This is a genomic window from Agrobacterium sp. NPDC058088 (assembly GCF_042885035.1).
Taxonomy (GTDB): domain Bacteria; phylum Pseudomonadota; class Alphaproteobacteria; order Rhizobiales; family Rhizobiaceae; genus Agrobacterium.
This window is the reverse complement of the sequence record NZ_JBHVSU010000005.1, coordinates 96,209-118,792: the sequence shown is the minus strand read 5'-3', so window position 1 is coordinate 118,792 and position 22,584 is coordinate 96,209. Positions and strand designations below refer to the sequence as shown.

Genomic DNA, 22,584 nt, shown 5'->3' with positions numbered 1-22,584 from the left:
AAATGGCCGCGATAGAAATCAGTCAGGTCTGCAAGGATTACCATGGTGGCGTACGCGCCGTGCATCATGTCGATATCGACATCAAGGACGGCGAGTTCATCGTTCTCGTCGGTCCCTCCGGTTGCGGCAAGTCCACGCTTCTACGCATGGTCGCCGGCCTCGAGGATATCTCCGAGGGTACGGTGAAGATTGCCGACCGGGTCGTCAACCAGACCGATCCAGCCGATCGCGATATCGCCATGGTGTTCCAGAACTACGCGCTTTACCCACATATGTCGGTGCGCGAAAACCTGGAATACGGGCTGAAGAACCGCAAGACACCGAAGGCGGAGATCGATACGCGTGTGGCTGAAGCCGCCCGCATGCTGCAACTCGAGCCCTATCTGGACCGCAAGCCTCGCGCCCTTTCCGGCGGTCAGCGGCAACGTGTCGCCATGGGGCGCGCCATCGTGCGAAAGCCGGCCGCCTTTCTGTTCGATGAGCCCCTGTCCAACCTCGATGCCAAGCTGCGCGTTTCCATGCGCGGTGAAATCAAGCGTCTGCAGAAGCGCCTCGGCACCACCTCCATCTACGTCACGCACGACCAGCTGGAGGCGATGACGCTGGCGGATCGTCTGGTTGTGCTGAATGGTGGCCGCATCGAACAGATCGGCGCGCCGCTCGATGTCTATCACACCCCTGCCTCGACCTTTGTCGCGAGCTTCATCGGCTCCCCCGCCATGAACCTGCTGAAGGCCGAACTGCATGGCGATAGCCTTGCCATCGGTCCGTCGCTGTTTGCGCTCAATGGCTTTGCGCCTACCTCAGGGCCGGTGACGGTGGGCATGCGCGCAGAGGATTTCCGACTGGCTGCGGCAGGTGAGCAGTGTTTTGCACTCCGGGTTGATTATGTCGAGGAGCTGGGTTCCCAGCGCCTCATCCACGGCATGATCGGCGACCAGACCCTGACGATTGCGTTCCCGCCGGATGTTGACGTTCCCGCCACGCTTTCGGTGACGATCGCGCCGGAAAAGCTGCATTTCTTCTCCAGCGAAACCGGCAAGCGTATTGCCGGCAAAGCGGAGCAGCTTAGTGTGCCGGCCGCTCAGCTGGCGACGGCCTGAGCGCATCGCAGAAATCGGCGCAATGACTAAAATTGCGCCGATTGTCAAAACCGCTTTGTTACAATCCCGATGATAGAAAATCTCCAATATTTCACGGGGGTTTTCTTATATGTCGTTCAAAATGATGTTCGCGGCGGCCGCAACCATGGCAATCCGGACGATGCCGATATTGCCGGCCTACCTGCGCAGACGAAAAGACGAGGCGGTCGTCAGCGCCTCCTGCACTGATCTGCGGCTTCAACCGGCCCCGATCAATCCGGAATGGATCATCTCCGGCAACCCTGAGGCACGCGCTGCGGATCACTCCCGAAGTGGCGATCGCGCCTCCAGCACTGCCATGTGGGATTGCACCGCGGGTGAATTCCGCTGGTTCTTCGGCTGGGATGAAACCGTCTATATTCTGGAAGGCGAGGTGCATGTCACCTCCGAAGACGGTTCGGTCAGCATCCTCAGGGTGGGGGATGTCGCCTATTTTCCCGCTGGAACATGGGCCACCTGGCGGGTCGATCATTATGTCCGCAAGGTCGCCTTCATGCGCCGTCCGTTCCCCACGGCACTGGCTTTGGCCTATCGTGTAAAGAACAAGCTGTTTGCTGGCCGCTCCTACAAGCTGGCGGCCTGAACCCTGATTTCACCTCCGGCCGGCGGGCCAATGCTGCTCCGCCGGCGGAATTGTGAAGGTTCAATAAAACTCACACAAACCACCGCTTGCAGCAGTTGCGTTTGAATGGTCGCTGCCCTACATCTTCAGGGTTTTCTGAAGCATTTCCGGGTCTCTTCCGGTCCTGCCGGGAAGCTTGAAAAGACGGAGCAATGGGCACGGCGGACAGGCGAAGCGTCCGCATGCTGCAAGAGGGACCTGTGCATGGCGAAGATCAAGAACGTCGCGATCCAGATGGATCATGTTTCCGGCATCAATATTGCCGGCGACTCCACCTTCGCCATGAGCCTTGAGGCGCAGGCCCGCGGATACCGGCTGTTTCACTATACCCCCGACCGCCTTTCCATGCGCGATGGCAAGATTTACGCGACCGTCGAGCAGATGGAACTGCGTGATATCAACGGCGATCATTTCTCCCTGTCGGAGCCGGAGCGGGTTGATCTCTCGACCATGGATGTCATCCATCTGCGTCAGGATCCGCCATTCGATATGGCCTATATTACCTCGACCCATCTCTTGGAGCGTATTCATCCCAAGACGCTGGTTGTCAATGATCCTGCCTGGGTGCGCAATTCGCCGGAAAAGATTTTCGTCACCGAATTTGCCGATCTGATGCCGAAGACGCTGATTACCAAGGACGTTTCCGAGATCGCCCGCTTCCGCAACGAAATGGGCGATATCATCCTCAAGCCGCTTTATGGCAATGGCGGCGCAGGCGTCTTCCATTCGGCACGCGATGATCGCAATTTCTCTTCCCTGCTGGAAATGTTCGGCCAGATGTTCCGCGAACCCTATATCGCTCAGGAATACCTGCCGGACGTTCGCAAGGGCGACAAGCGCATCCTCCTCGTGGATGGCGAGCCGGTCGGCGCGATCAACCGCGTGCCGGCAGAAAACGATGCCCGCTCCAACATGCATGCCGGCGGCCGGCCGGAGCCGACGGAACTGACGGCGCGCGAAAAGGAAATCTGCCGCCGCATCGGTCCTGCCCTGCGCGAGCGCGGTTTCCTCTTCGTCGGTATCGATGTGATCGGCGATTATCTAACGGAAATCAACGTCACCTCACCGACCGGTATTCGCGAAGTGCGTAAATTCGGCGGCGCCGATGTGGCGAGCCTGCTGTGGGACGCGATCGAGAAAAAACGCGACGCTCAGGATTTCTAAGGCGATTCCAATCGCTCCCGATTTGTTCCGCGCGTACAACTCGATACAACTAAAATACATCGACTGCGAGAAATTGTTCTGCAGATGTTCTTGTTTTATTCTTTGCTCTGTGGCACGTTGCTTGCGGGTGGTCGTGATAGGGCATGAAGCTCTGCTGATGCGGCCGGTTTGCGGGGCAGGCCATGGTGGCACGGGTTAATACGGTTGCATTTCAGGGCATAGAGGGTGTGCCCGTTGAGGTGCAGGTCATGGTCGCACCCGGAAAGGTCGGCATCCAGATTGTCGGCCTGCCGGACAAGGCAGTGGCGGAGAGCCGGGAGCGGGTGCAGGCGGCGCTGCATGCTTCGGGTCTGGCGCTCCCGGCAAAAAAGGTGACCGTCAATCTCGCGCCTGCCGATCTGCCAAAGGAAGGATCGCATTTCGATCTTCCCATTGCTCTCGGGCTAATGGCCGCTTTGGGCGCCATACCGGCAGAGGCGCTCGGCGAATATGTGGTTCTCGGCGAACTCAATCTCGACGGCACCATCGGCATGGTCTCCGGCGCGCTGCCGGCGGCGATCGGTGCCAACGCCCTCGGCAAGGGTCTGATCTGCCCGGCTGAAAGTGGGCCGGAAGCCGCCTGGGCCGGGGCCGGCATCGATATTCTCGCTCCGCGCAGCCTCATTGCGCTCGCCAATCATTTTCGCGGCACGCAGCTGCTTTCGCGCCCCGTGCCCGCCATCCGGACCAATCCGGTCAACCTTCCCGATCTAATGAATATCAAGGGACAGGAAAGCGCCCGACGCGCTTTGGAGGTGGCCGCTGCCGGCGGTCATAATCTGCTGATGGTCGGGCCGCCCGGTTCGGGAAAGTCCATGCTCGCCGCTCGGCTGCCTTCCATCCTGCCGCCACTGGAGGCGGCGGAACTGCTGGAGGTGTCGATGGTCCATTCCATCGCCGGCCAATTATCGGGCGGTAAGCTCTCGGACCGCAGACCGTTTCGAACGCCGCACCATTCCGCCACCATGGCAGCGCTGATCGGGGGCGGATTGCGTGCCAGACCGGGTGAGGCCTCGCTTGCTCATCACGGCGTCCTGTTTCTGGATGAGTTCCCGGAATTTTCGCCCCAGGTGCTGGATGCGTTGCGCCAGCCGCTGGAAACCGGCGAATGTATCATCGCGCGGGCCAATCACCGCGTCAGCTATCCGGCGCAAATCCAGCTCGTCGCGGCAATGAACCCCTGCCGGTGCGGTATGGCGGGTGAGCCGGGGTTTACCTGCGCCAGAGGCCCGCGCTGCGTGGCCGACTATCAGGGGCGAATTTCCGGCCCGCTGATGGATCGCATCGATATTCGCATTGATGTTCCCGCCGTTTCTGCCACTGACCTCATTCGCCCCGTTGCGTCCGAGCCGAGTGCGGTGGTTGCTGCCCGTGTCGCCAATGCACGCCTCGTCCAGCAGGAGCGCTATGCGGCGGCGGGATTTCCTGCCGTCCGCACCAATGCCCGCTGCACGACGACTCTGATAGAAAAATATGCCGAACCAGATGCCTCCGGGCTACAATTGTTGCGCGATGCCGCCGAACGGCTGAAGTTTTCCGCCCGCGGTTATCACCGTATTCTGAAGGTCGCGCGAACATTGGCCGATCTGGACGGAAAGCAGACGGTTGGCCGCATTCATGTGGCGGAAGCCGTGTCTTATCGTATCGCGGGTGAGAGGTTACCAACACCGGCTTAAGCGGTGATGCTTGCGTGCTTTGTTGGGAAGAGTTTTGAGGCGCGCTTCCCGATTGCTTCGCTCTTTGCGATAAGGAGATGCGAAAGAGAGATCTGAAGCGCATCGCGCGAATTCGGTTGAATGCGCGGGGTTGTGAAAACTCATATGCCGCCAGCGGTGCCGGCGGCATAGTGAACTTCGCTCTTTGGTCCGCGATCGCGCGTACCGACTGGAATGATCAGAGCCCAAGCCCTTCGAACAGCGCCGTCGAAAGGTAACGTTCCGCGAAGGACGGAACGATGACGACGATGTTCTTGCCGGCATTTTCCTCGCGCGCGCCGACCTTGATTGCCGCCGCCAGTGCTGCACCGGAAGAGATGCCGACGGGCACGCCTTCGAGCCGCGCCGCAAGACGAGCGATTTCAAAAGCCTCGTCATTGGTGACGGTGACGATCTCGTCATAGATGCCGGTGTCGAGGATCGCGGGTGCAAAACCGGCACCGATGCCCTGGATCTTGTGCGGGCCGGGATTGCCACCGGAAAGCACCGGGCTGTCGGCGGGTTCGACTGCGATAACCTTCACTTCCGGCTTGCGGGATTTTAGAACCTGACCGGTGCCAGTGATCGTGCCGCCCGTGCCGATGCCGGAAACGAGGATATCGACCGTACCGTCGGTGTCGTTCCAGATTTCTTCCGCCGTTGTTCTGCGGTGAATATCCGGATTGGCGGGATTTTCGAACTGCTGGGGAATGATGGCGTCGGGCAGGGTCTCTGCCAGTTCCTGCGCTTTTGCAATGGCGCCCTTCATGCCCTTCGGACCTTCGGTCAGCACCAGTTCGGCGCCGAGCAGCGCCAGCATCTTCCGGCGTTCAACCGACATGGTTTCAGGCATGGTGAGGATCAGCTTGTATCCCTTGGCGGCGGCGGCAAAGGCAAGCGCAATGCCCGTATTGCCTGATGTTGGTTCGACCAGCGTCGTCTTGCCGGGGGTGATCTTTCCCTGCACCTCGAGCGCTTCGATCATGGCAACGCCGATGCGGTCTTTCACGGAGGCGATTGGGTTGAAGAACTCCAGCTTGGCGAGCAGGTTGGCCTTCACGCCCTTTTCCTTCGCCAGCTTGTCGAGCCGCACGATCGGGGTATCGCCGATTGTTTCGGTGATCGAGGAATAGACGCGTCCGCGTCCGGGCTTTCTGGCTTCAGGCATGATGCTCCCCTGTATGAAGGCCCCAGAATATGAGGCCGCGAGATTTGAGCGGCAGAATAGGAGCAATCGCCGTGTCAAGCCAGCGAACGTTCTTCCTAATGTCGGGGGATTACCGGAAAAATTTCACGGTAAATCATGCAATTGAACCAAATTATTTTAGGTGCTGCGGATTGCGATCATGGTCGCCGTTCCTGCCAGAATTCCCGCCGCGGTGCGGTTGAGAATTGTCAGCGCGCTTGGCCGTTTCAGAAGGTTGCGCGCTTTCGCCGCGAGCAGGATGTAAGGCAGAAGAACGGCCATCAGCACCACGAAGGTGAGTGCGAGCAGTGTCGCATATTCTGACGGGCCGATCATGCGGATGTCGATCAGCGTCGGCACCAGTGCCACATAAAACAGCATCGTTTTCGGGTTGCCGAGCGTGATCAGCAGGCCCGACAGGAAGGACATCGGCATGCTGGTGCTTTTTTTCGCCTTCAGGTCCTGCGGCAAAAGGCCGGCGGTCCAAAGTTTCCAGGCGATGTAGAGGAGATAGGCCGCACCGGCGAATTTCAGCACCATGAAGGCTTCCTGAAAGGTCTGCGCCACGAAGGCCAACCCCAGTATCACGGCGGTGAGGTAGATCATGTCGCCCAGTATCAGCCCGAGGCCCATGAAGAAGGTTTCGTGGAAGCCCGACCCCAGAGCCCGCGCCACGATCGCCGTCATGCCGGGACCGGGAATGGCCGCGGCGATGAAAAGGGCAGTGGCATAGGCAAAAATGGTCGTCAGCGTCATGATGATGTTCCCCGGAAAATCCACCAGATCAATAGCGAAATTGCCAGGTAAAAACAATCGATCACGCAGGTTGCCGGTCAGACCCCGGTCGAACCGAAACCGCCGGTGCCGCGCGTCGTCTCGGAGGTTTCCGTCACTTCACTCACGGCAACCTGCGTCACCGGCGCGATTACCATCTGCGCAATGCGCATGCCGCGCTCGATGGTGAAATCATCCTGCCCCAGATTGGCCAGAATGACCTTCACTTCGCCGCGATAATCGCTGTCCACCGTGCCGGGAGAATTGAGGCAGGTGATGCCGTTCTTGATGGCGAGGCCCGAGCGGGGGCGTATTTGCGCCTCGTAGCCGGTCGGAACTTCGAAGATGAAACCGGTCGGCACCAGCGCCCTTTCACCGGGTTTGAGCGTCAGCGATTGATCCGCAGGCACCGCAGCGCGCAGGTCCATGCCGGCTGCACCGCCGGTTTCGTAAGACGGCAATTCGAGGCCTGCACCATTGGCGAGGCGGACGAGGCGGAGAGGGGGGCGATTGTCATTTTGAACGGTCATGCGGCATTAGTTTGCGCAGATCGCGGCAAGGTCAATTGCAAATGCGGGCCTGAAACGCTAGATAGCCCGCAATTCACAGGATTTGTCAGATGGCCGAAACACTTGCCGAGGCGGTCTCCCGCCGCCGCACCTTTGCTATTATCGCGCACCCGGACGCGGGTAAGACGACGCTTACCGAAAAGCTGCTGCTGTTCGGCGGAGCGATCCAGCTTGCCGGTGAGGTGAAGGCGAAGAAGGATCGCATCCAGACCCGTTCGGACTGGATGAAGATCGAGCGCGAGCGCGGCATTTCGGTCGTCACCTCGGTCATGACCTTCGAATATAACGACCGCGTTTTCAACATTCTCGATACGCCCGGCCACGAAGACTTCGCCGACGATACCTACCGCACGCTGACGGCCGTGGATGCGGCGATCATGGTCATCGACGCCGCCAAGGGTATCGAGCCACGCACGCTGAAGCTCTTCGAAGTCTGCCGCATGCGCGATATTCCGATCATCACCTTCATCAACAAGATGGACCGCGAAAGCCGCGACGCCTTCGAGATTCTGGATGAGGTCGAGGAAAAACTCGCGCTGGATACCGCGCCGATCACGTGGCCGGTCGGGCGGGCCAAAACCTTCTGCGGCGCCTACAATCTCGCCGACAGCACCTTTCGCGGTGGTGACACACAGGTGGAGGCCATAAAAGTCAACGGTCCGCAGGCGGTCGCCGATCGGCTACCGGAAAATGAACGTCAAGCCTTCGTCGAAGAAACGGAACTGGCGCTGGAAGCCTGCCGCCCCTTCGACCGTCAGGCGTTTCTTGAAGGCCACATGACGCCGGTGTTCTTTGGGTCGGCGTTGCGCAATTTCGGTGTGCGTGATCTTATAAATGCACTCGGTGATTTCGCACCGCCGCCGCGCGATCAGGTGGCGGATACCCGCACCGTGCATGCGGCCGAAGACAAGATGACGGCCTTCGTCTTCAAGATTCAGGCCAATATGGACCCCAACCACCGTGACCGCATCGCCTTCGCACGCATCTGCTCCGGCAAACTGGAGCGCGGCATGAAGGCGCGCCTGTCGCGCACCGGCAAGCAGATGGGGCTCACTGCGCCGCAGTTCTTCTTCGCGTCACAACGCCAGCTGGCGGATACCGCCTTTGCGGGGGACGTGGTGGGTATTCCCAACCACGGCACGCTGCGCATCGGCGATACGCTGACCGAGGGTGAAAACCTCGTCTTCCAGGGCGTTCCGAACTTCTCACCGGAAATCCTGCGCCGCGTGCGGCTGGAAGATGCGATGAAGGCCAAGAAGCTGAAGGAAGCCCTGCAGCAGATGGCGGAAGAGGGTGTGGTGCAGCTCTTCTCGCCGGAAGACGGCTCGCCGGCTATCGTCGGCGTTGTCGGCGCGTTGCAGCTCGACGTTTTGAAAGAACGGCTGATGGGCGAATATGGCCTGCCGGTCTCGTTTGAAATGTCGCGCTTTTCCGTCTGCCGCTGGATTTCATCTGATCAGCCGGCGGAGATGGACAAGTTCCTTAACGTCAAGCGCGGAGATATCGCCCGCGATCTGGATGGCGATCCGGTGTTTCTGGCGCAGGACGCTTTCTCGCTGCGTTATGAAGCAGAGCGTTTTCCGGCGATCAAGATGGTCGCGATCAAGGAATATCACGTCGCCAAGGCGGCTTGATAAAGGCGTGATTGCACTTTGTATGCCAAGGGCTTAGTTTCCCGGTGAAATGGGAAACTGGTCCGGCATCATGACGCTTTCAGGCAAGCATATTCTCCTCATTATCTCCGGCGGCATCGCGGCCTATAAGAGCCTCGATCTCATCCGCCGCCTGAAAGAGCGGGGTGCCAAGGTCACGCCGGTCATGACGAAGGGCGCACAGGAATTCGTTACGCCGCTCGCCGTCGGCGCGCTTTCCGCCACCCATGTTTTCACCGAGCTTTTTTCCAGACAGGACGAGCAGGATGTCGGCCATATCAGGCTGGCGCGCGATTGTGATCTCGTGCTGGTGGCACCGGCCACCGCCGATCTGATGGCGAAGATGGCGCATGGTCTGGCCGACGATCTCGCTTCCACGATCCTTCTCGCGACGGATCGCAAGGTGCTGGCCGCGCCGGCGATGAATCCAAAAATGTGGTCAGCAAAGCCAACGACGCGCAACATCGAAATGCTGAAGAAGGATGGCGTGTTGTTCATCGGGCCCATGGCCGGTGAGATGGCGGAGAAGGGTGAGGCTGGTCTTGGTCGCATGGCGGAGCCTTTGCAGATCGCGGAAGCCGTCGAGTCGCTGCTGGATGACAGGCCAAAGCCACTCAAAGGCAAAACGGCGATCGTCACGTCAGGGCCGACACATGAGCCGATCGATCCGGTGCGGTATATCGCCAACCGCTCGTCGGGCAAGCAGGGCCATGCCATTGCGGCGGCTCTGGCGGAACTGGGGGCGGAGGTCGTGCTGGTTTCAGGCCCCGTCACCATCGCCGATCCCGCAGGGGTTACGACGATCCATGTCGAGCGGGCCGAGGAGATGCGCGATGCGGTGATCTCAAGGCTCCCGGCGGATATTGCCGTTATGGTCGCTGCGGTCGCGGACTGGCGGGTGACAGGTTCCTCGGACCAAAAGATCAAAAAACAGCCAGGTGACGCGCCGCCTTCGCTACAGCTGACGGAAAATCCGGATATTCTGAAAACCGTCGGCCACCATGAAAAGCGTCCCAGGCTGGTGGTTGGTTTTGCTGCCGAAACGCAGGATGTGGAGAAAAACGGCCGCGCGAAGCTGGAACGCAAGGGCGCGGATTATATCGTCGCCAATGACGTATCGGCGGAAACCGGCATCATGGGCGGCGACCGCAATAGCGTGAAGATCATTTCGGCTGACGGTCTCGAAGCATGGCCGGATCTCGATAAGGCGGACGTCGCAAAACGTCTGGCAGCCCTTATCGCGGAGAAGCTCTCATGACCCTTTTTGATCGCAAGACTTTCGACAGGGTACTCGTTAAATGGCCGGGCGTGCGTTTCGTCGATCAATGGGATTCGCATGTGGCCAAGGTCGGCGACAAGGTCTTTGCCGTGCTGGGCGAACGGGAGGACTGGCGGCTGGTGGTGAAATGTTCGGAAGAGAGCTTCGAAATCCTCACCTCGCTCGAAGGCATCGCTCAGGCGCCCTATTTTGCCAAACGCAAATGGGTGTCGATTGCCGACCATTCCCCGCTCGAACAGGAAGAGCTGGAACACTATGTGCGCCGTTCCTATGAACTTGTCGCAGCCGGCCTGACGAAAAAACTGCGGGGCGAGCTCGGCATCGTCATCGATCCTGCACCCGCCCTGTAGTTTTCGCTTCAATTGACCTTTTTGTCTTTGCCGATGATCTGGCGGACGCCCTCTTTGGTGAAGGGCTGGAGAAGCTGCGGCACAAACCCCTTGGCGATCTCACCCTTGATGCCGATATCGGTGGACGAGGGCCGGTCGGGGTTATGGTAGGAGCCGAAGATAATATCGAAGATGACGAGGTTCTCGCCGTAATTGGTATTGCCTTCCGGAAGTTGTTTCGAATGGTGCCAGCGGTGCAGGCGCGGCGTGCTGAAGACGTAATCGAGCAGCCCCGTTCTCATATCGACGTTGCAATGGGTCAAGATACCGATGAATGCGGTCACGGCACCCAGCCACCAGAAGACCTGAAGCGGCGCACCCATGAAATAGAGCGGAATCTGGCTGAGTGCGATCTTGAACAGGGAATCGGCCACATGAAACCGGCCGGTATTCACGACCCAGAGCCGCACGACACTGTGATGCAGCGCATGAAAGCGCCAGAAAAACACGGTTTCATGCGCAATGCGATGGGCCCAGTAGAGACCGAATTCGGCAATCGTCACCGCAAGCGCAACCTGCACGATGACAGGCAGGTGAGAGGGCCATAGGTCGAAGCGCATAGCCGCGAGCGGCTGCAGCACATTGGCGGCCAGCATCGGGAAGATGGCCGCTGCGGCGGCAGCGAGCTGCACGAGACCCTTGGTCAGAAGCGTATGGCCGATGCTGGTCATGGTTTCGCCATCACCCTCTAGCCATTCGACTTCATAGGGAATATAACGTTCAAGAAGAAACAGGGTGAGAACCGCGCCAGCATAAACAGCCAGAAAGGTCGCGATCGGATGGCTGCCAGCGAAAGCGAAATAGGACCCCACGAGGCCGCCGATGAAGACCAGCGGCCACGACGAATAGGAGAGGACCTGTTTTATTATCTGCGCTTTTGCCATGAAACTCTAATCCCGTCCGGCATCATCCCGGCTGCCAAGTGCTGGCGCAATTGCGCCCAGGCCTCAAAGCAGCCCTTACCCGTATTCATCACCCGTCTCGCTTGAAGATCGGGCTCTTATCGCTCCGATACATTACATAAGCATGGCACGCGCCAACCTTCGCAGGGTCAACTCACCCTGATTGCAATGTAAACAAGCGTCAGCGCAATGACCCAAAGCGCAATGCGACCCCATTTGGTGTGGCGTGCTTCCGCCTTGCCGATGGCTTCCGCCGTCTGCGCGTCGAAACGCAGCCCGTTCTCGCTCATATACATCAGTTCGGAATGCAGCTTCTCGGTCTTGGCGGCAATCTCGGGCACCGCTTCGGCGAGCTTGAGAGCCGCCTTCACGCCATCCTTCAGATCGGTGGCGATGCGTTTTGGGCCGAGATTGTCGCGGATCCAGCCGCCGACGACCGGATCGGCTGCCTTCCACATGTTGAAGCGCGGATTGAGCATGCGCGACACGCCTTCCACCACCACCATGGTCTTTTGCAGCATCACGAGTTCCGGCCGCGTTTCCATGTCAAAAAGTTCGGTCACTTCGAAGAGGAGGGTGAGCAGCTTGCCCATGGAAATCGTCTCGGCCGGCTGGCCATGGATCGGCTCGCCAATGGCGCGGATCGCCTGGGCGAAGCTGGCTTTGTCGTGATGGCCCGGCACGTAACCGGCTTCGAAATGCACCTCCGCCACCCGCATGTAGTCGCGGGTAATGAAGCCGTAGAGGATTTCGGCAAGGAAGCGGCGTTCCTTTTTGCCGAGACGCCCGGCAATGCCCATATCCACGGCGACGATCTCGCCCTTCGCATCAACGAAGAGGTTGCCGGGGTGCATGTCCGCATGGAAAAAACCGTCGCGTAGCGTGTGCCGCAGAAAGGACTGGATCAGCGTGTCGGCGAGCTTGTTCAGGTCGTGGCCAGCGGCCTTCAGGCCCTCTATATCCGACATCTTGACGCCGTCGATCCATTCCATGGTGACGACGTCGCGCCCGGTGCGCTCCCAATCGACTTCCGGAACCCGGAAACCCGGATCGTTCTTCGTGTTTTCCGCAAGTTCAGATAGCGCCGCTGCCTCAAGCCGCAGATCCATCTCGATCTTGGTGGTCTGCTCCAGCGTGCGCGTCACTTCGACGGGGCGCAGGCGGCGCGCAGAACGGACGAAACGCTGCTGCAGGTCGGCGATCAGATACATCGCCTCGAGATCGTTCTGGAAACGCTGGCGAACACCTGGACGAATGACCTTGACGGCCACCTTGCGCGGCCCCTTCGGTGTATCGACCATGGCCGGATGCACCTGCGCGATGGACGCGGCGGCGATCGGATCGCCGAATTCCCTGTAGAGCTCCGAAACCGACCGTCCGAGTGAACCCTCGATATTGGCTTTCGCCGCAGCCGCTGGGAAAAAGGCCATGCGGTCCTGAAGGCTTGCAAGATCGTCGGCGAAATCGGCGCCCACCACATCCGGCCGGGTGGCCAGAAACTGGCCCATCTTGACATAGGAAGGCCCGAGCCGCTCGACAGCCACGGCCAGTCGGTCGCTGCGTTGCGCCCGTTTCGCCTTGCTGCGGGCGAAGGGCTTCAGCAGGGCTTTCAATAATTGCGCGGGGGCGGGCAGGTCATCGGACGGCAGGGCCAGCACGACGCCTTCGCGCACGAGAACCCAGCCAACCCTTGCGAGGCGGAAATATGCGCCCAAAGTACTCATGCTTATGCTTGTCTCCTGCGTCTGGCGGGCATGGTTTTAAAGCTTCCAGCCGGAATGCAGGGCGGCGATGCCGCCGGTGTAATTGGTATAGGTCACGCGGGAGAAGCCGGCGGTACGGATCATCGTCGCAAAATCCTCCTGATTGGGGAATTTGCGGATCGACTCGACCAGATATTGGTAGGGTTCGGCGTCGCCGGTGATCATCTTGCCGAATTGCGGAATGGCGTTGAACGACCATGCGTCATAAACGCGGTCGAGCAGCGGCATTTCGACTTCGGAAAATTCCAGCACCAGCAGCCGTCCGCCACGTTTCAGCACGCGGTGGGCCTCCTTCAGCGCCACATCGATGCGTGGCACGTTGCGAATGCCGAATGCGATCGTATAGGCATCGAAACTGTTTGCCTCAAAGGGCAGTTCCTCGGCATTGGCCTCAACGAAGGTCAGATTGTCGGAAAGCTTCTTTTTCGCGGCGCGCTCCTCGCCCACGGCCAGCATCGAGCCGTTGATATCGAGAACGGTGGCATGCGCCAGACGATTGGAGGCTTCGATGATGCGGAAGGCGATATCGCCGGTGCCGCCCGCGACGTCCAGGATCTTGTAGGAAGGATCCTTGCGCGGCGAAAGCGAGGAGACCATGGCGTCCTTCCACAGCCGGTGCAGGCCGGCCGACATCACGTCATTCATGATGTCGTAGCGCTTGGCCACCTTGTGGAAGACTTCGTTGACCAGCCCCTGCTTCTTGCCTTCATCCACCTTGTGAAAGCCATAGGACGTTTCCATGCCACCTTCTGCGGTCGTACGGGCGTCGGTCATCATCTGTCTCCATATTTATTGCGTGGCGGACCATAGCGGAAACGCCATGGCAACGCTATCTGTTGCCGCATCGCCTGGGCGCGACATTTCGCGTGCATTGTATAGACCACATGGTCCTAACGATAAACTGCCGGATAAGCCAGATGCCAGAATTGCCAGAAGTCGAAACCGTCAGACGTGGCCTCGCGCCAACCATGGAAGGCGCAAAGGTCCGCAAGCTCCATCTCGGCCGCCCCGATCTGCGGTTTCCGTTTCCAGAGGATTTCGCGCAGCTTATTGAGGGAAAGACGATCATCTCGCTTGGACGCAGGGCGAAATATCTCCTTATCGAGCTTGAGGGCGGGCTGACGATCGTGTCCCACCTCGGCATGTCCGGCTCGTTCCGCATCGAGCCGGAAAAAGGTGAGGGCGGTGAAGCGCCCGGCACGTTTCATTATGCCCGCTCGAAAGACGGCAAGCATGACCATGTGGTCTTTCATCTGGAAAAGGGAGAGGAGCGCGTCTGCGTCATCTATAATGATCCGCGCCGCTTCGGCTTCATGCATCTGGTGGAACGCAACAAGCTCGATCTTTACCCTGCATTCGCAGAGCTTGGCCCGGAGCCGACAGGAAATGCGCTGAGCGCCGATTATCTGGCAAGCCGGTTTGAGGGCAAAAGCCAGCCTCTTAAAAGTACGCTGCTGGATCAAAAGGTCATCGCCGGTCTCGGCAATATATATGTCTGCGAGGCCTTGTGGCGCGCGCATCTTTCGCCTCTGCGGGCAGCGGGAACGCTGGTGACGAAAGGCGGCAAGCCCAAAGCGCAGCTCATCGATCTAACGGAGAAAATCCGCGACGTGATTGCCGACGCGATTGCCGCCGGCGGCTCCTCCTTGCGAGATCATATACAGACGGACGGAACGCTCGGATATTTCCAGCACTCCTTTTCGGTCTACGATCAGGCCGGCCAGCCTTGCCGGACACCCGGCTGCGGGGGTACGGTCGAAAGGATTGTGCAGGCTGGCCGTTCCACATTCTATTGTGCCGCCTGCCAGAAGTAACAATGTTGGACTACGGAGAAGGGGAGATTGCAGTGGACTATGAAACGATATTGGTCGAGAAACGCGATGAGGTGGGTGTCATCACGCTCAACCGCCCCAAGGCGCTCAACGCCCTCAATTCGGTGCTTCTGAAAGAACTGCGGCACATTTTATCTTCGTTCTCCGTAGATGATTCCATCGGCGCGATTATTATCACCGGCTCGGAAAAGGCATTTGCGGCAGGCGCCGACATCAAGGAAATGCAGGGGCTGGATTTCGTTGACGCCTATGTCGGCGATTTCCTCGGCGGCTGGGATGAGGTCGCTGCCACCCGCAAACCTGTCATCGCCGCCGTTTCCGGTTTTGCGCTCGGCGGTGGCTGTGAACTGGCGATGATGTGCGATTTCATCATCGCATCGGACACGGCGAAGTTCGGCCAGCCGGAAATCACCCTCGGCGTCATTCCCGGCATGGGCGGCTCGCAGCGGCTGACGCGGGCAGTGGGCAAGGCGAAGGCCATGGACCTGGTGCTGACCGGCCGCATGATGGATGCGGCGGAGGCCGAGCGCGCCGGCCTCGTGTCGCGTATCGTGCCGGCTGCGGATCTCATGGACGTTGCCGTCGAGGCCGCGACCCGCATCGCCTCGCTGTCGCGCGCTTCCGTGCTGATGGCCAAGGAAAGCGTCAACCGCTCCTTCGAGGTGCCACTCGCCGAGGGTCTGAGATATGAACGGCGTGCCTTCCAATCGCTCTTTGCGACAGCGGATCAGAAGGAGGGCATGGCGGCCTTCGTGGAAAAGCGCAAACCCGCTTTCCGGAATCGCTAAGGATTCGGAATATCGGCGCTTTTAGGCGTTTTGCGCGTTGACGGGCGTACGCTTTAGCGGTATATGCCCGCCCACGGTTAAGGAAAGCCATCCGGCTTGTCCGAAATTACTCCCGCATTCTTGGGTTACCTGAGGTCTTCGAACGACCCGATCCTATGGTTGCGGAATTTGGTTTGAATTCGAAGAGAGGCATACATGGCCAATACAACTTCGGCGAAAAAGGCGACCCGCAAGATCGCTCGCCGTACCGCAGTCAACAAGGCTCGCCGTTCGCGCGTTCGCGGCTTCATCCGCAAGGTCGAGGAAGCAATCGCTACCGGTGATCTGGCAGTTGCCACCGAAGCTCTGAAGGCAGCCCAGCCTGAAATCCAGCGCGCAGCGACCCGCGGCGTTCTGCATGGCAACACGGCATCCCGCAAGGTGTCGCGTCTTGCCCAGCGCGTTAAGGCACTTTCCGCCTAATCCGGCTAATCACAAATAACTATTCAAAAAGCCTGGTCTTTTGACCGGGCTTTTTGTGATTCTAACTGCCCGTTAACCATTGCTGCCGTAACGTGACAAACGCATGTCAGATGGACGACAGGAAAATTAAAGCAAAAACAAATACTTGCAGGAGGTCTCCTGGAAAATGGGAGGCTTTCTCTACGGAAGTCGCGGCGGTTTTTGAGTCAAGAAGATTTTTATTTTTTTGGTAAAATCGGCTCTCAAAAATTGCCAAAATTGAATCTCATTGATTCATAAGCGATTCTGCTTCGCGCCCCGTCGGTGATGCAAAACGGTCATTGTGAGTCAATGGCCGATCTACGTTTTTGCAGAAAAAACGCCATTGATCTCTCCCCCCGATCCTGCCTAAATGCATTTCAACAAGGGGTGCGGATCTCAGTCCACAGATTATCTCGATGAACATATCGACGATATTCACCTTCTTGCTGGCGGTTCTTTCGGGGTCCGTTTTTTCAGGTCATTGAGCTTTTTGTGCCGTTTCGGTCTCGGAACGGGCGGGGGCTTTTTGTCTTCAAGAATGCGCCTTAAGGTTGTGACGAAAGGAGCGTTTTTAGCGTGTCGCAGGTCTCTCCATGAAGGGGAGTGAAATGGGATAACCGGCTCGCAAACGGGTAATCGCCTTTATCGTTCTTTCGAGGGGAACGTTGGGGGCAAAAATAAACGAGGGGGATCCCTGGCGGTCGATATTTGATCGTCAGGCTATGATTGGCAATTTGAAAGGCGGCAATATGCAATTGAATTTGGCGATGGGTGCGGTGGCTGATGGGGACCGCGCACCAAAGGCATGTGATGCAGCTTGCTCAGATGCGGCAGGGGATAAATCGGCAATGATGCATGATGCGCTGTTTGAACGTTTTAGCGCACGGCTCAAGGCACAGGTTGGTCCCGAAGTCTATGCAAGCTGGTTCGCACGGCTCAAACTCCATACCGTTTCGAAAAGCGTCGTTCGCTTTACCGTTCCGACGACCTTTCTGAAGTCCTGGATCAACAACCGTTACATGGATCTGATCACCAACCTCGTCCAGAGCGAGGATCCGGATGTGCTGAAGGTGGAGATTCTTGTCCGCTCGGCCAGCCGTCCGGTTCGCCCGGCGCAGACTGAAGAACGGGCACAGCCCGCTCAGGAGGTCGGTGCGGCTCCGCGTAACAAGTCCTTTATTCCGTCGCAGCCCGCGACGGCGCCTGCGGCACAGCCTGCTGCGGCGCAGGCGACATTGCGCCAGGGTGGTTCCGGGCCGCTGTTCGGTTCGCCGCTCGATACACGTTTTACCTTCGATACCTTTGTCGAAGGCTCGTCCAACCGCGTCGCACTTGCGGCGGCAAAGACAATCGCGGAAGCCGGTGCCGGCGCCGTGCGCTTCAATCCGCTGTTCATTCACGCGGGTGTTGGCCTCGGCAAGACGCATCTTCTGCAGGCCATCGCCAATGCGGCGATCGACAGCCCGCGCAATCCGCGCGTGGTCTATCTGACGGCCGAATATTTCATGTGGCGTTTCGCGACCGCGATCCGCGACAATGATGCGCTGACGCTGAAGGACACGCTTCGCAATATCGACCTGCTCGTGATCGACGACATGCAGTTCCTGCAGGGTAAGATGATCCAGCACGAATTCTGCCACCTGCTGAACATGCTGCTGGATAGCGCCAAGCAGGTCGTGGTGGCGGCTGACCGTGCGCCATGGGAGTTGGAATCGCTCGACCCGCGTGTCCGTTCCCGTCTTCAGGGCGGTATGGCGATCGAGATTGAAGGTCCCGATTACGATATGCGCTACGAAATGCTGAACCGCCGTCTCGGTTCGGCCCGTCAGGACGATCCGTCGTTCGAGATTTCGGACGAAATTCTGACCCATGTGGCAAAAAGCGTGACGGCAAGCGGTCGCGAGCTGGAAGGCGCCTTCAACCAGCTGATGTTCCGCCGCTCTTTCGAGCCGAACCTTTCGGTCGATCGTGTCGATGAGTTGCTGTCGCATCTTGTGGGGACGGGTGAAGCCAAGCGTGTGCGTATCGAGGACATTCAGCGCATCGTTGCCAAGCATTATAATGTGTCACGGCAGGAGCTGGTATCCAACCGTCGTACCCGCGTCATCGTCAAACCGCGCCAGATCGCCATGTATCTCGCCAAGATGCTGACGCCGCGGTCTTTCCCGGAGATTGGCCGCCGGTTCGGTGGTCGCGATCACACCACGGTTCTGCACGCGGTGCGCAAGATCGAGGAGCTGATTTCCGGCGATACCAAGCTCGGCCATGAGGTCGAGTTGCTGAAGCGCCTGATCAACGAAAACAACGCATAAAAAAGAAGCGGCCTTCGGGCCGCTTTTTTATTGTCGTCTTGTCTATGGCTTTATGCAGGACGCTACCGATGTCAGCAGGCGAGATCGGCTACGACGGCATCCAGAATAAGCATGCCTGATGGTGTGCAGCGCAGGCGGGAATTGCCAAGCCTTTCCACGAAACCGTGCTGCAAAAGGAACTCTTCTTTTTCCGGGTCGAGGTCGCGGCCGGAAAGATCGCTCCAGCGGGCGAGGTCGATGCCCTCGCGCAGGCGAAGCCCCATCAGCAGCAATTCGTCGGCCTGCTCGTCGACGCCGAGCAACTCTTGATCGACCATGCCATGGCCTTCGCGCTCGACGCTTTCGAGCCAGGTCTCGGGGTGCCGCTCCGTGGCAGTGGCGAGCTTGGAGGCGCCACGCGTCAGGCGTCCATGCGCGCCGGGGCCAATGCCGGCATAGTCGCCATAGCGCCAGTAAGTGAGGTTATGGCGACTCTCGGCGCCGGGCCGCGCATGATTGGAAACCTCGTAGGCAGGCATGCCATAACGTTCGGTGATTTCCTGCGTTGCCTCATAAAGAACGGCCGAATGCTCGCCGTCGGGCACGATGAGCTTGCCCGCCTTGTGCAGGCCATAAAAGGGCGTGCCTTCCTCGATCGTCAGCTGATAGAGCGACAGATGGTCGACGGCATAGGAGACGGCCTCCTTCAGCTCGGCATCCCATTCCGCCACCGTCTGGTTCGGCCTGGCATAGATGAGGTCGAATGACATGCGCGGAAAAATCTCCCGCGCCAGCCGGATGGCCTTCAGGGCATCGGCAACATCATGCAGGCGGCCAAGAAATTTCAGGTCGCGGTCGTTGAGCGCCTGCACGCCGAGAGAGACACGATTGACACCCGCCGCGCGATAACCGCGAAACCGTTCGGCCTCGACGCTGGAGGGATTGGCCTCCATGGTGATCTCTATACCATCAGGCACATGCCAGAAGCGCGCAACGCCATCCAGCAACGCGCCAACCGTTTGCGGGTCCATCAGTGATGGCGTGCCACCGCCCATGAAAATGCTGGTGACGACGCGCGGGCCGCTCAGCGACCGCATATGGTCCATTTCCCGCAGGAAGGCAGCCGTAAACCGTTCCTGATCCACCGGGCGGTGGCGGACATGGCTGTTGAAGTCGCAATAGGGGCATTTGGCCGCGCAAAAGGGCCAGTGCAGATAGATCCCGAAACCGGGATCGCCCGTATCCGGCAGAAGCGATGCGCCGGGGGCAGAAAGTTGATGCTCCCCGACCATCGGGTTCATGCCTCCAGGCAGGTTTCTACGAATTTTTTAAAGGCGCGGGCGCGGTGCGATAGCGCAAAGGTGTCGCCACGTTTCCAGCCGTGTTTCTCTTCCGCTGTCATCTCACCGAATGTGGTGTCGTAACCCTCGGGTTGGAAGATCGGATCATAACCAAACCCGCTGGTGCCGCGGGGTGGCCACACGACGGTGCCCTCAACCTCACCCCGGAAATATTCGACATGCCCGTCCGGCCAGGCGAGACACAGCACGCTGACAAAACGGCCGGTGCGATCTTCCGGCTTCGAAGCTCCTCGCTCGGCCAGCGCATCCTCAACTTTCTGCATCGCCATGGCGAAATCGCGGGTCCCATCGGCCGTCTCAGCCCAATTGGCGGTGTAGACGCCGGGGGCACCGTCAAGCGCGTCGATGACAAGGCCGGAATCGTCGGACAAGGCGGGCAGACCGGATGCCTTCGCGGAAGCAAGCGCCTTGATAGCGGCATTTTCCTCGAAGGTGGTGCCCGTCTCATCTGGTTCTGAGAAGTTCAGTTCCGCCGCGGATTTGGCGGAAAAACCGAAAGGCCCGATCAGATCGGCGATTTCGGCGATCTTGCCCTTGTTGTGGCTGGCGACGACGATCGTTCTGGTATCGAGCTTGCGCATGGTACTTTCCTGTCGGCTCAGGCGATCGCCTGTTTTTGAAGGGCAACCAGTTCGCTGCAGCCGGCCTTGGCAAGACCGAGCAGCGTCAGAAATTCTTCTTCGGAGAAGGGCGCGCCTTCGGCCGTTCCCTGAACCTCGACGATGCCGCCCGAGCCCGTGATGACAAAGTTGGCATCCGTCTCGGCCGAGGAATCTTCGAGATAATCGAGATCGATTACCGGCTGGTTGGCGAAGATGCCACAGGAGATCGCGGCGATGTGGTCCTTCAGAACCTTCTCGACCTTGATCATGTTGCGGGTTTCCATCCATTTCAGGCAATCATGCAGGGCAATCCATGCGCCGGTGATGGAGGCGGTGCGGGTACCGCCATCGGCCTGAATGACATCGCAGTCGATGCTGATCTGGCGCTCGCCAAGTGCCTGCAGATCAACGACCGCGCGCAGCGAACGGCCGATGAGGCGCTGGATTTCCTGTGTGCGTCCGCCCTGCTTGCCGGAGGCAGCCTCGCGCTTCATGCGTTCATGGGTGGAACGCGGTAGCATGCCGTATTCGGCGGTGACCCAGCCCTTGCCGCTGTTGCGCAGCCACGGTGGGGTCTTTTCTTCAAGACTGGCGGTAACGAGCACATGCGTGTCGCCAAACTTCACGAGACAGGAGCCCTCGGCATGCTTCGAGAAATTGCGCTCGAAGGAAACCTTGCGCATCTGGTCGGTTTTTCTGCCTGAAGGCCGCATATGATCCACTCTCCATGTTGGTTCCTGCCTTCTAAGGCGCGCTCTGGGCTTTTGCAAAGCCAATTTCCATTTTGCCGCAGCGTTGCAACGCATTATATTGATGCGAGCTGGTTTGAACGACAAAGAACGGACGAAATGGGTTTTTCCGCACCGCTATCAAAAGATCAGGCATCGTTGCTGGATGAACGGTCTCGGGAAATTTTCCGGCGCATCGTCGAAGGCTATCTCGATACGGGTGAGCCGCTCGGCTCGCGCAGCCTGTCGCGGCTGTTGCCGATGTCGCTTTCGCCCGCCTCGGTCCGCAACGTCATGAGCGATCTCGAGGAGCTCGGCCTCATCTATTCTCCGCATATTAGCGCCGGGCGTCTACCCACGCAGACGGGGCTGCGCTTCTTCGTTGACGCCTTTATGCAGGTGGGTGACCTGCCAGCGGAGGAGAGGGCCAATATCGACCGCCAGATTGGGCCGGTCGCGGGTCACGAGCAGTCACTGGAAGGGCTGCTGACGGAAGCAAGCCGCATGCTCTCAGGCATGTCGCGCGGCGCCGGTCTGGTGCTGACCGCCAAGAATGATGTCATCCTCAAACATGTGGAATTCATAAGGCTGGAGCCCACCAAAGCGCTCGCCGTGCTGGTGGGCGACCACAATCAGGTCGAAAACCGCATCATCGAGCTGCCGGCGGGCATTTCCTCGTCGCAATTGACCGAGGCAGCGAATTTTATCAACGCCCACCTGTCCGGCCAGACCTTGCAGGAACTGCGCGGCCAGTTCCAGACGCAACGGGCGGAACTGCAATCGGAGCTCGGTATGCTGGCGCAGGACCTCGTGGAGCGGGGTCTCGCCATGTGGGCAGGCGACAGTGAGGAGGGCAAACTCGGCCGCCTTATCGTGCGCGGACGCTCCAACCTGCTTGAGGGTCTCGCCGGTGAAGAAGATATCGACCGGGTGCGCCTGCTGTTCGACGATCTGGAGCGCAAGGAAAACCTCATCGAAATTCTCAACCTTGCGGAAAGCGGTTCGGGGGTCCGGATTTTCATCGGCTCGGAGAACAAGCTGTTTTCGCTCTCCGGTTCCTCCCTGATCGTCGCGCCCTATCGCGATGAAGACAACCGGGTAGTGGGTGCAGTCGGCGTTATCGGCCCGACCAGGCTGAATTATGCGCGTATCGTGCCGATGGTGGATTATACCGCGCAGATCATGGCGCGCCTTTCCCGCAAGCAAAGGTAGGACAAGCTGGCAAAGGTCAGAGAATGCGGCAAGCTTTTCGCCGCAAGCCTTGATTTTTGCCCGTCAAAGCTCGATATCGGGCGCAACCAACAATATTCTAATCTGGAGAACG

General features: G+C 59.2%; 21 protein-coding genes. 12 read left to right on the top strand and 9 right to left on the bottom strand.

Annotated elements, in window-relative coordinates; all coding sequences use genetic code 11:
- The first annotated feature begins 2 nt into the window (after positions 1–2).
- From ACFVTJ_RS15620 to ACFVTJ_RS15605, 4 genes are all read left to right on the top strand, one after another.
- Positions 3–1,103: a sn-glycerol-3-phosphate import ATP-binding protein UgpC gene (locus ACFVTJ_RS15620; RefSeq protein ID WP_386908840.1), complete on the top strand. Its 1,101-nt coding sequence runs from the start codon at positions 3–5 to the stop codon at positions 1,101–1,103.
- Between the two features lie 109 nt (positions 1,104–1,212).
- Complete coding sequence (locus ACFVTJ_RS15615; protein ID WP_386908838.1) at positions 1,213–1,725, top strand: cupin domain-containing protein; 513 nt, start codon at positions 1,213–1,215, stop codon at positions 1,723–1,725.
- Positions 1,726–1,968: 243 nt separating this feature from the next.
- On the top strand, positions 1,969–2,928 hold the full coding sequence (gene gshB / locus ACFVTJ_RS15610) for a glutathione synthase (protein WP_386908836.1): 960 nt from the start codon (positions 1,969–1,971) through the stop codon (positions 2,926–2,928).
- A 182-nt stretch (positions 2,929–3,110) separates the two neighbouring features.
- Positions 3,111–4,643 carry a YifB family Mg chelatase-like AAA ATPase gene (locus ACFVTJ_RS15605; RefSeq protein ID WP_386908834.1) on the top strand — a complete coding sequence of 511 codons (1,533 nt, stop codon included), beginning with the start codon at positions 3,111–3,113 and terminating at the stop codon, positions 4,641–4,643.
- A gap of 217 nt (positions 4,644–4,860) precedes the next feature.
- Here ACFVTJ_RS15605 and cysK read toward each other — a convergent pair whose 3' ends face one another.
- From cysK to dut, 3 genes are all read right to left on the bottom strand, one after another.
- The gene (cysK, locus tag ACFVTJ_RS15600) at positions 4,861–5,829 is read right to left on the bottom strand and encodes a cysteine synthase A (protein ID WP_386908832.1); all 969 of its coding nucleotides are present in this window, start codon (positions 5,827–5,829) and stop codon (positions 4,861–4,863) included.
- A gap of 156 nt (positions 5,830–5,985) precedes the next feature.
- Positions 5,986–6,603, bottom strand: coding sequence for a LysE family translocator (locus ACFVTJ_RS15595; RefSeq protein WP_386908830.1), 618 nt, complete (start codon positions 6,601–6,603; stop codon positions 5,986–5,988).
- 77 nt (positions 6,604–6,680) lie between these two features.
- Positions 6,681–7,151, bottom strand: a complete 471-nt coding sequence (dut, locus tag ACFVTJ_RS15590; RefSeq protein ID WP_386908828.1) for a dUTP diphosphatase — start codon at positions 7,149–7,151, stop codon at positions 6,681–6,683.
- 89 nt (positions 7,152–7,240) lie between these two features.
- Between dut and ACFVTJ_RS15585 the strand changes: the two genes are divergently transcribed.
- The 3 genes from ACFVTJ_RS15585 to ACFVTJ_RS15575 all read left to right on the top strand — a co-directional run bounded on the left by ACFVTJ_RS15585 (position 7,241) and on the right by ACFVTJ_RS15575 (position 10,471).
- The gene (locus ACFVTJ_RS15585; RefSeq protein ID WP_386908826.1) at positions 7,241–8,824 is read left to right on the top strand and encodes a peptide chain release factor 3; all 1,584 of its coding nucleotides are present in this window, start codon (positions 7,241–7,243) and stop codon (positions 8,822–8,824) included.
- Between the two features lie 70 nt (positions 8,825–8,894).
- On the top strand, positions 8,895–10,100 hold the full coding sequence (gene coaBC, locus ACFVTJ_RS15580) for a bifunctional phosphopantothenoylcysteine decarboxylase/phosphopantothenate--cysteine ligase CoaBC (RefSeq protein ID WP_386908824.1): 1,206 nt from the start codon (positions 8,895–8,897) through the stop codon (positions 10,098–10,100).
- Entirely contained in the window at positions 10,097–10,471 is a 375-nt protein-coding gene (locus ACFVTJ_RS15575; RefSeq protein ID WP_386908822.1) for an MmcQ/YjbR family DNA-binding protein, read from the top strand. The genes coaBC and ACFVTJ_RS15575 overlap by 4 nt, the downstream gene beginning before the upstream one ends.
- A gap of 8 nt (positions 10,472–10,479) precedes the next feature.
- Here the strand turns inward: ACFVTJ_RS15575 and ACFVTJ_RS15570 are convergent, their stop codons facing one another.
- From ACFVTJ_RS15570 to ubiE, 3 genes are all read right to left on the bottom strand, one after another.
- Positions 10,480–11,394 carry a sterol desaturase family protein gene (locus tag ACFVTJ_RS15570; RefSeq protein WP_386908820.1) on the bottom strand — a complete coding sequence of 305 codons (915 nt, stop codon included), beginning with the start codon at positions 11,392–11,394 and terminating at the stop codon, positions 10,480–10,482.
- Between the two features lie 167 nt (positions 11,395–11,561).
- Positions 11,562–13,136 carry a 2-polyprenylphenol 6-hydroxylase gene (ubiB, locus tag ACFVTJ_RS15565; protein WP_386908818.1) on the bottom strand — a complete coding sequence of 525 codons (1,575 nt, stop codon included), beginning with the start codon at positions 13,134–13,136 and terminating at the stop codon, positions 11,562–11,564.
- A 36-nt stretch (positions 13,137–13,172) separates the two neighbouring features.
- Complete coding sequence (gene ubiE, locus ACFVTJ_RS15560; RefSeq protein WP_386908816.1) at positions 13,173–13,949, bottom strand: bifunctional demethylmenaquinone methyltransferase/2-methoxy-6-polyprenyl-1,4-benzoquinol methylase UbiE; 777 nt, start codon at positions 13,947–13,949, stop codon at positions 13,173–13,175.
- Positions 13,950–14,092: 143 nt separating this feature from the next.
- Here ubiE and mutM point away from each other — a divergent pair, with 143 nt between their 5' ends.
- The 4 genes from mutM (at position 14,093) to dnaA (ending at position 18,590) form a co-directional block, all read left to right on the top strand.
- Positions 14,093–14,989 (top strand): bifunctional DNA-formamidopyrimidine glycosylase/DNA-(apurinic or apyrimidinic site) lyase, encoded by an 897-nt coding sequence (gene mutM, locus ACFVTJ_RS15555; protein ID WP_386908814.1) that lies wholly within the window; start codon positions 14,093–14,095, stop codon positions 14,987–14,989.
- Positions 14,990–15,021: 32 nt separating this feature from the next.
- Positions 15,022–15,795, top strand: a complete 774-nt coding sequence (locus ACFVTJ_RS15550) for an enoyl-CoA hydratase (RefSeq protein ID WP_386909229.1) — start codon at positions 15,022–15,024, stop codon at positions 15,793–15,795.
- Positions 15,796–15,990: 195 nt separating this feature from the next.
- On the top strand, positions 15,991–16,257 hold the full coding sequence (gene rpsT, locus ACFVTJ_RS15545) for a 30S ribosomal protein S20 (protein ID WP_006310170.1): 267 nt from the start codon (positions 15,991–15,993) through the stop codon (positions 16,255–16,257).
- A gap of 869 nt (positions 16,258–17,126) precedes the next feature.
- A complete protein-coding gene (dnaA, locus tag ACFVTJ_RS15540) occupies positions 17,127–18,590 on the top strand; it encodes a chromosomal replication initiator protein DnaA (RefSeq protein ID WP_244634892.1) in 1,464 nt (487 codons plus the stop codon).
- A gap of 71 nt (positions 18,591–18,661) precedes the next feature.
- On the opposite strand, the gene hemW is transcribed toward dnaA, so the two are convergent.
- From hemW to rph, 3 genes are read right to left on the bottom strand one after another with little or no spacing between them, the layout of a single operon-like run.
- Positions 18,662–19,861, bottom strand: coding sequence for a radical SAM family heme chaperone HemW (gene hemW / locus ACFVTJ_RS15535; protein ID WP_386909228.1), 1,200 nt, complete (start codon positions 19,859–19,861; stop codon positions 18,662–18,664).
- A 5-nt stretch (positions 19,862–19,866) separates the two neighbouring features.
- Positions 19,867–20,511 (bottom strand): RdgB/HAM1 family non-canonical purine NTP pyrophosphatase, encoded by a 645-nt coding sequence (rdgB, locus tag ACFVTJ_RS15530; protein ID WP_386908811.1) that lies wholly within the window; start codon positions 20,509–20,511, stop codon positions 19,867–19,869.
- Positions 20,512–20,528: 17 nt separating this feature from the next.
- Entirely contained in the window at positions 20,529–21,245 is a 717-nt protein-coding gene (gene rph, locus ACFVTJ_RS15525; protein WP_003503798.1) for a ribonuclease PH, read from the bottom strand.
- A 135-nt stretch (positions 21,246–21,380) separates the two neighbouring features.
- Here rph and hrcA point away from each other — a divergent pair, with 135 nt between their 5' ends.
- Positions 21,381–22,472: a heat-inducible transcriptional repressor HrcA gene (gene hrcA, locus ACFVTJ_RS15520; protein WP_386908808.1), complete on the top strand. Its 1,092-nt coding sequence runs from the start codon at positions 21,381–21,383 to the stop codon at positions 22,470–22,472.
- The last annotated feature ends 112 nt before the right edge of the window (positions 22,473–22,584 follow it).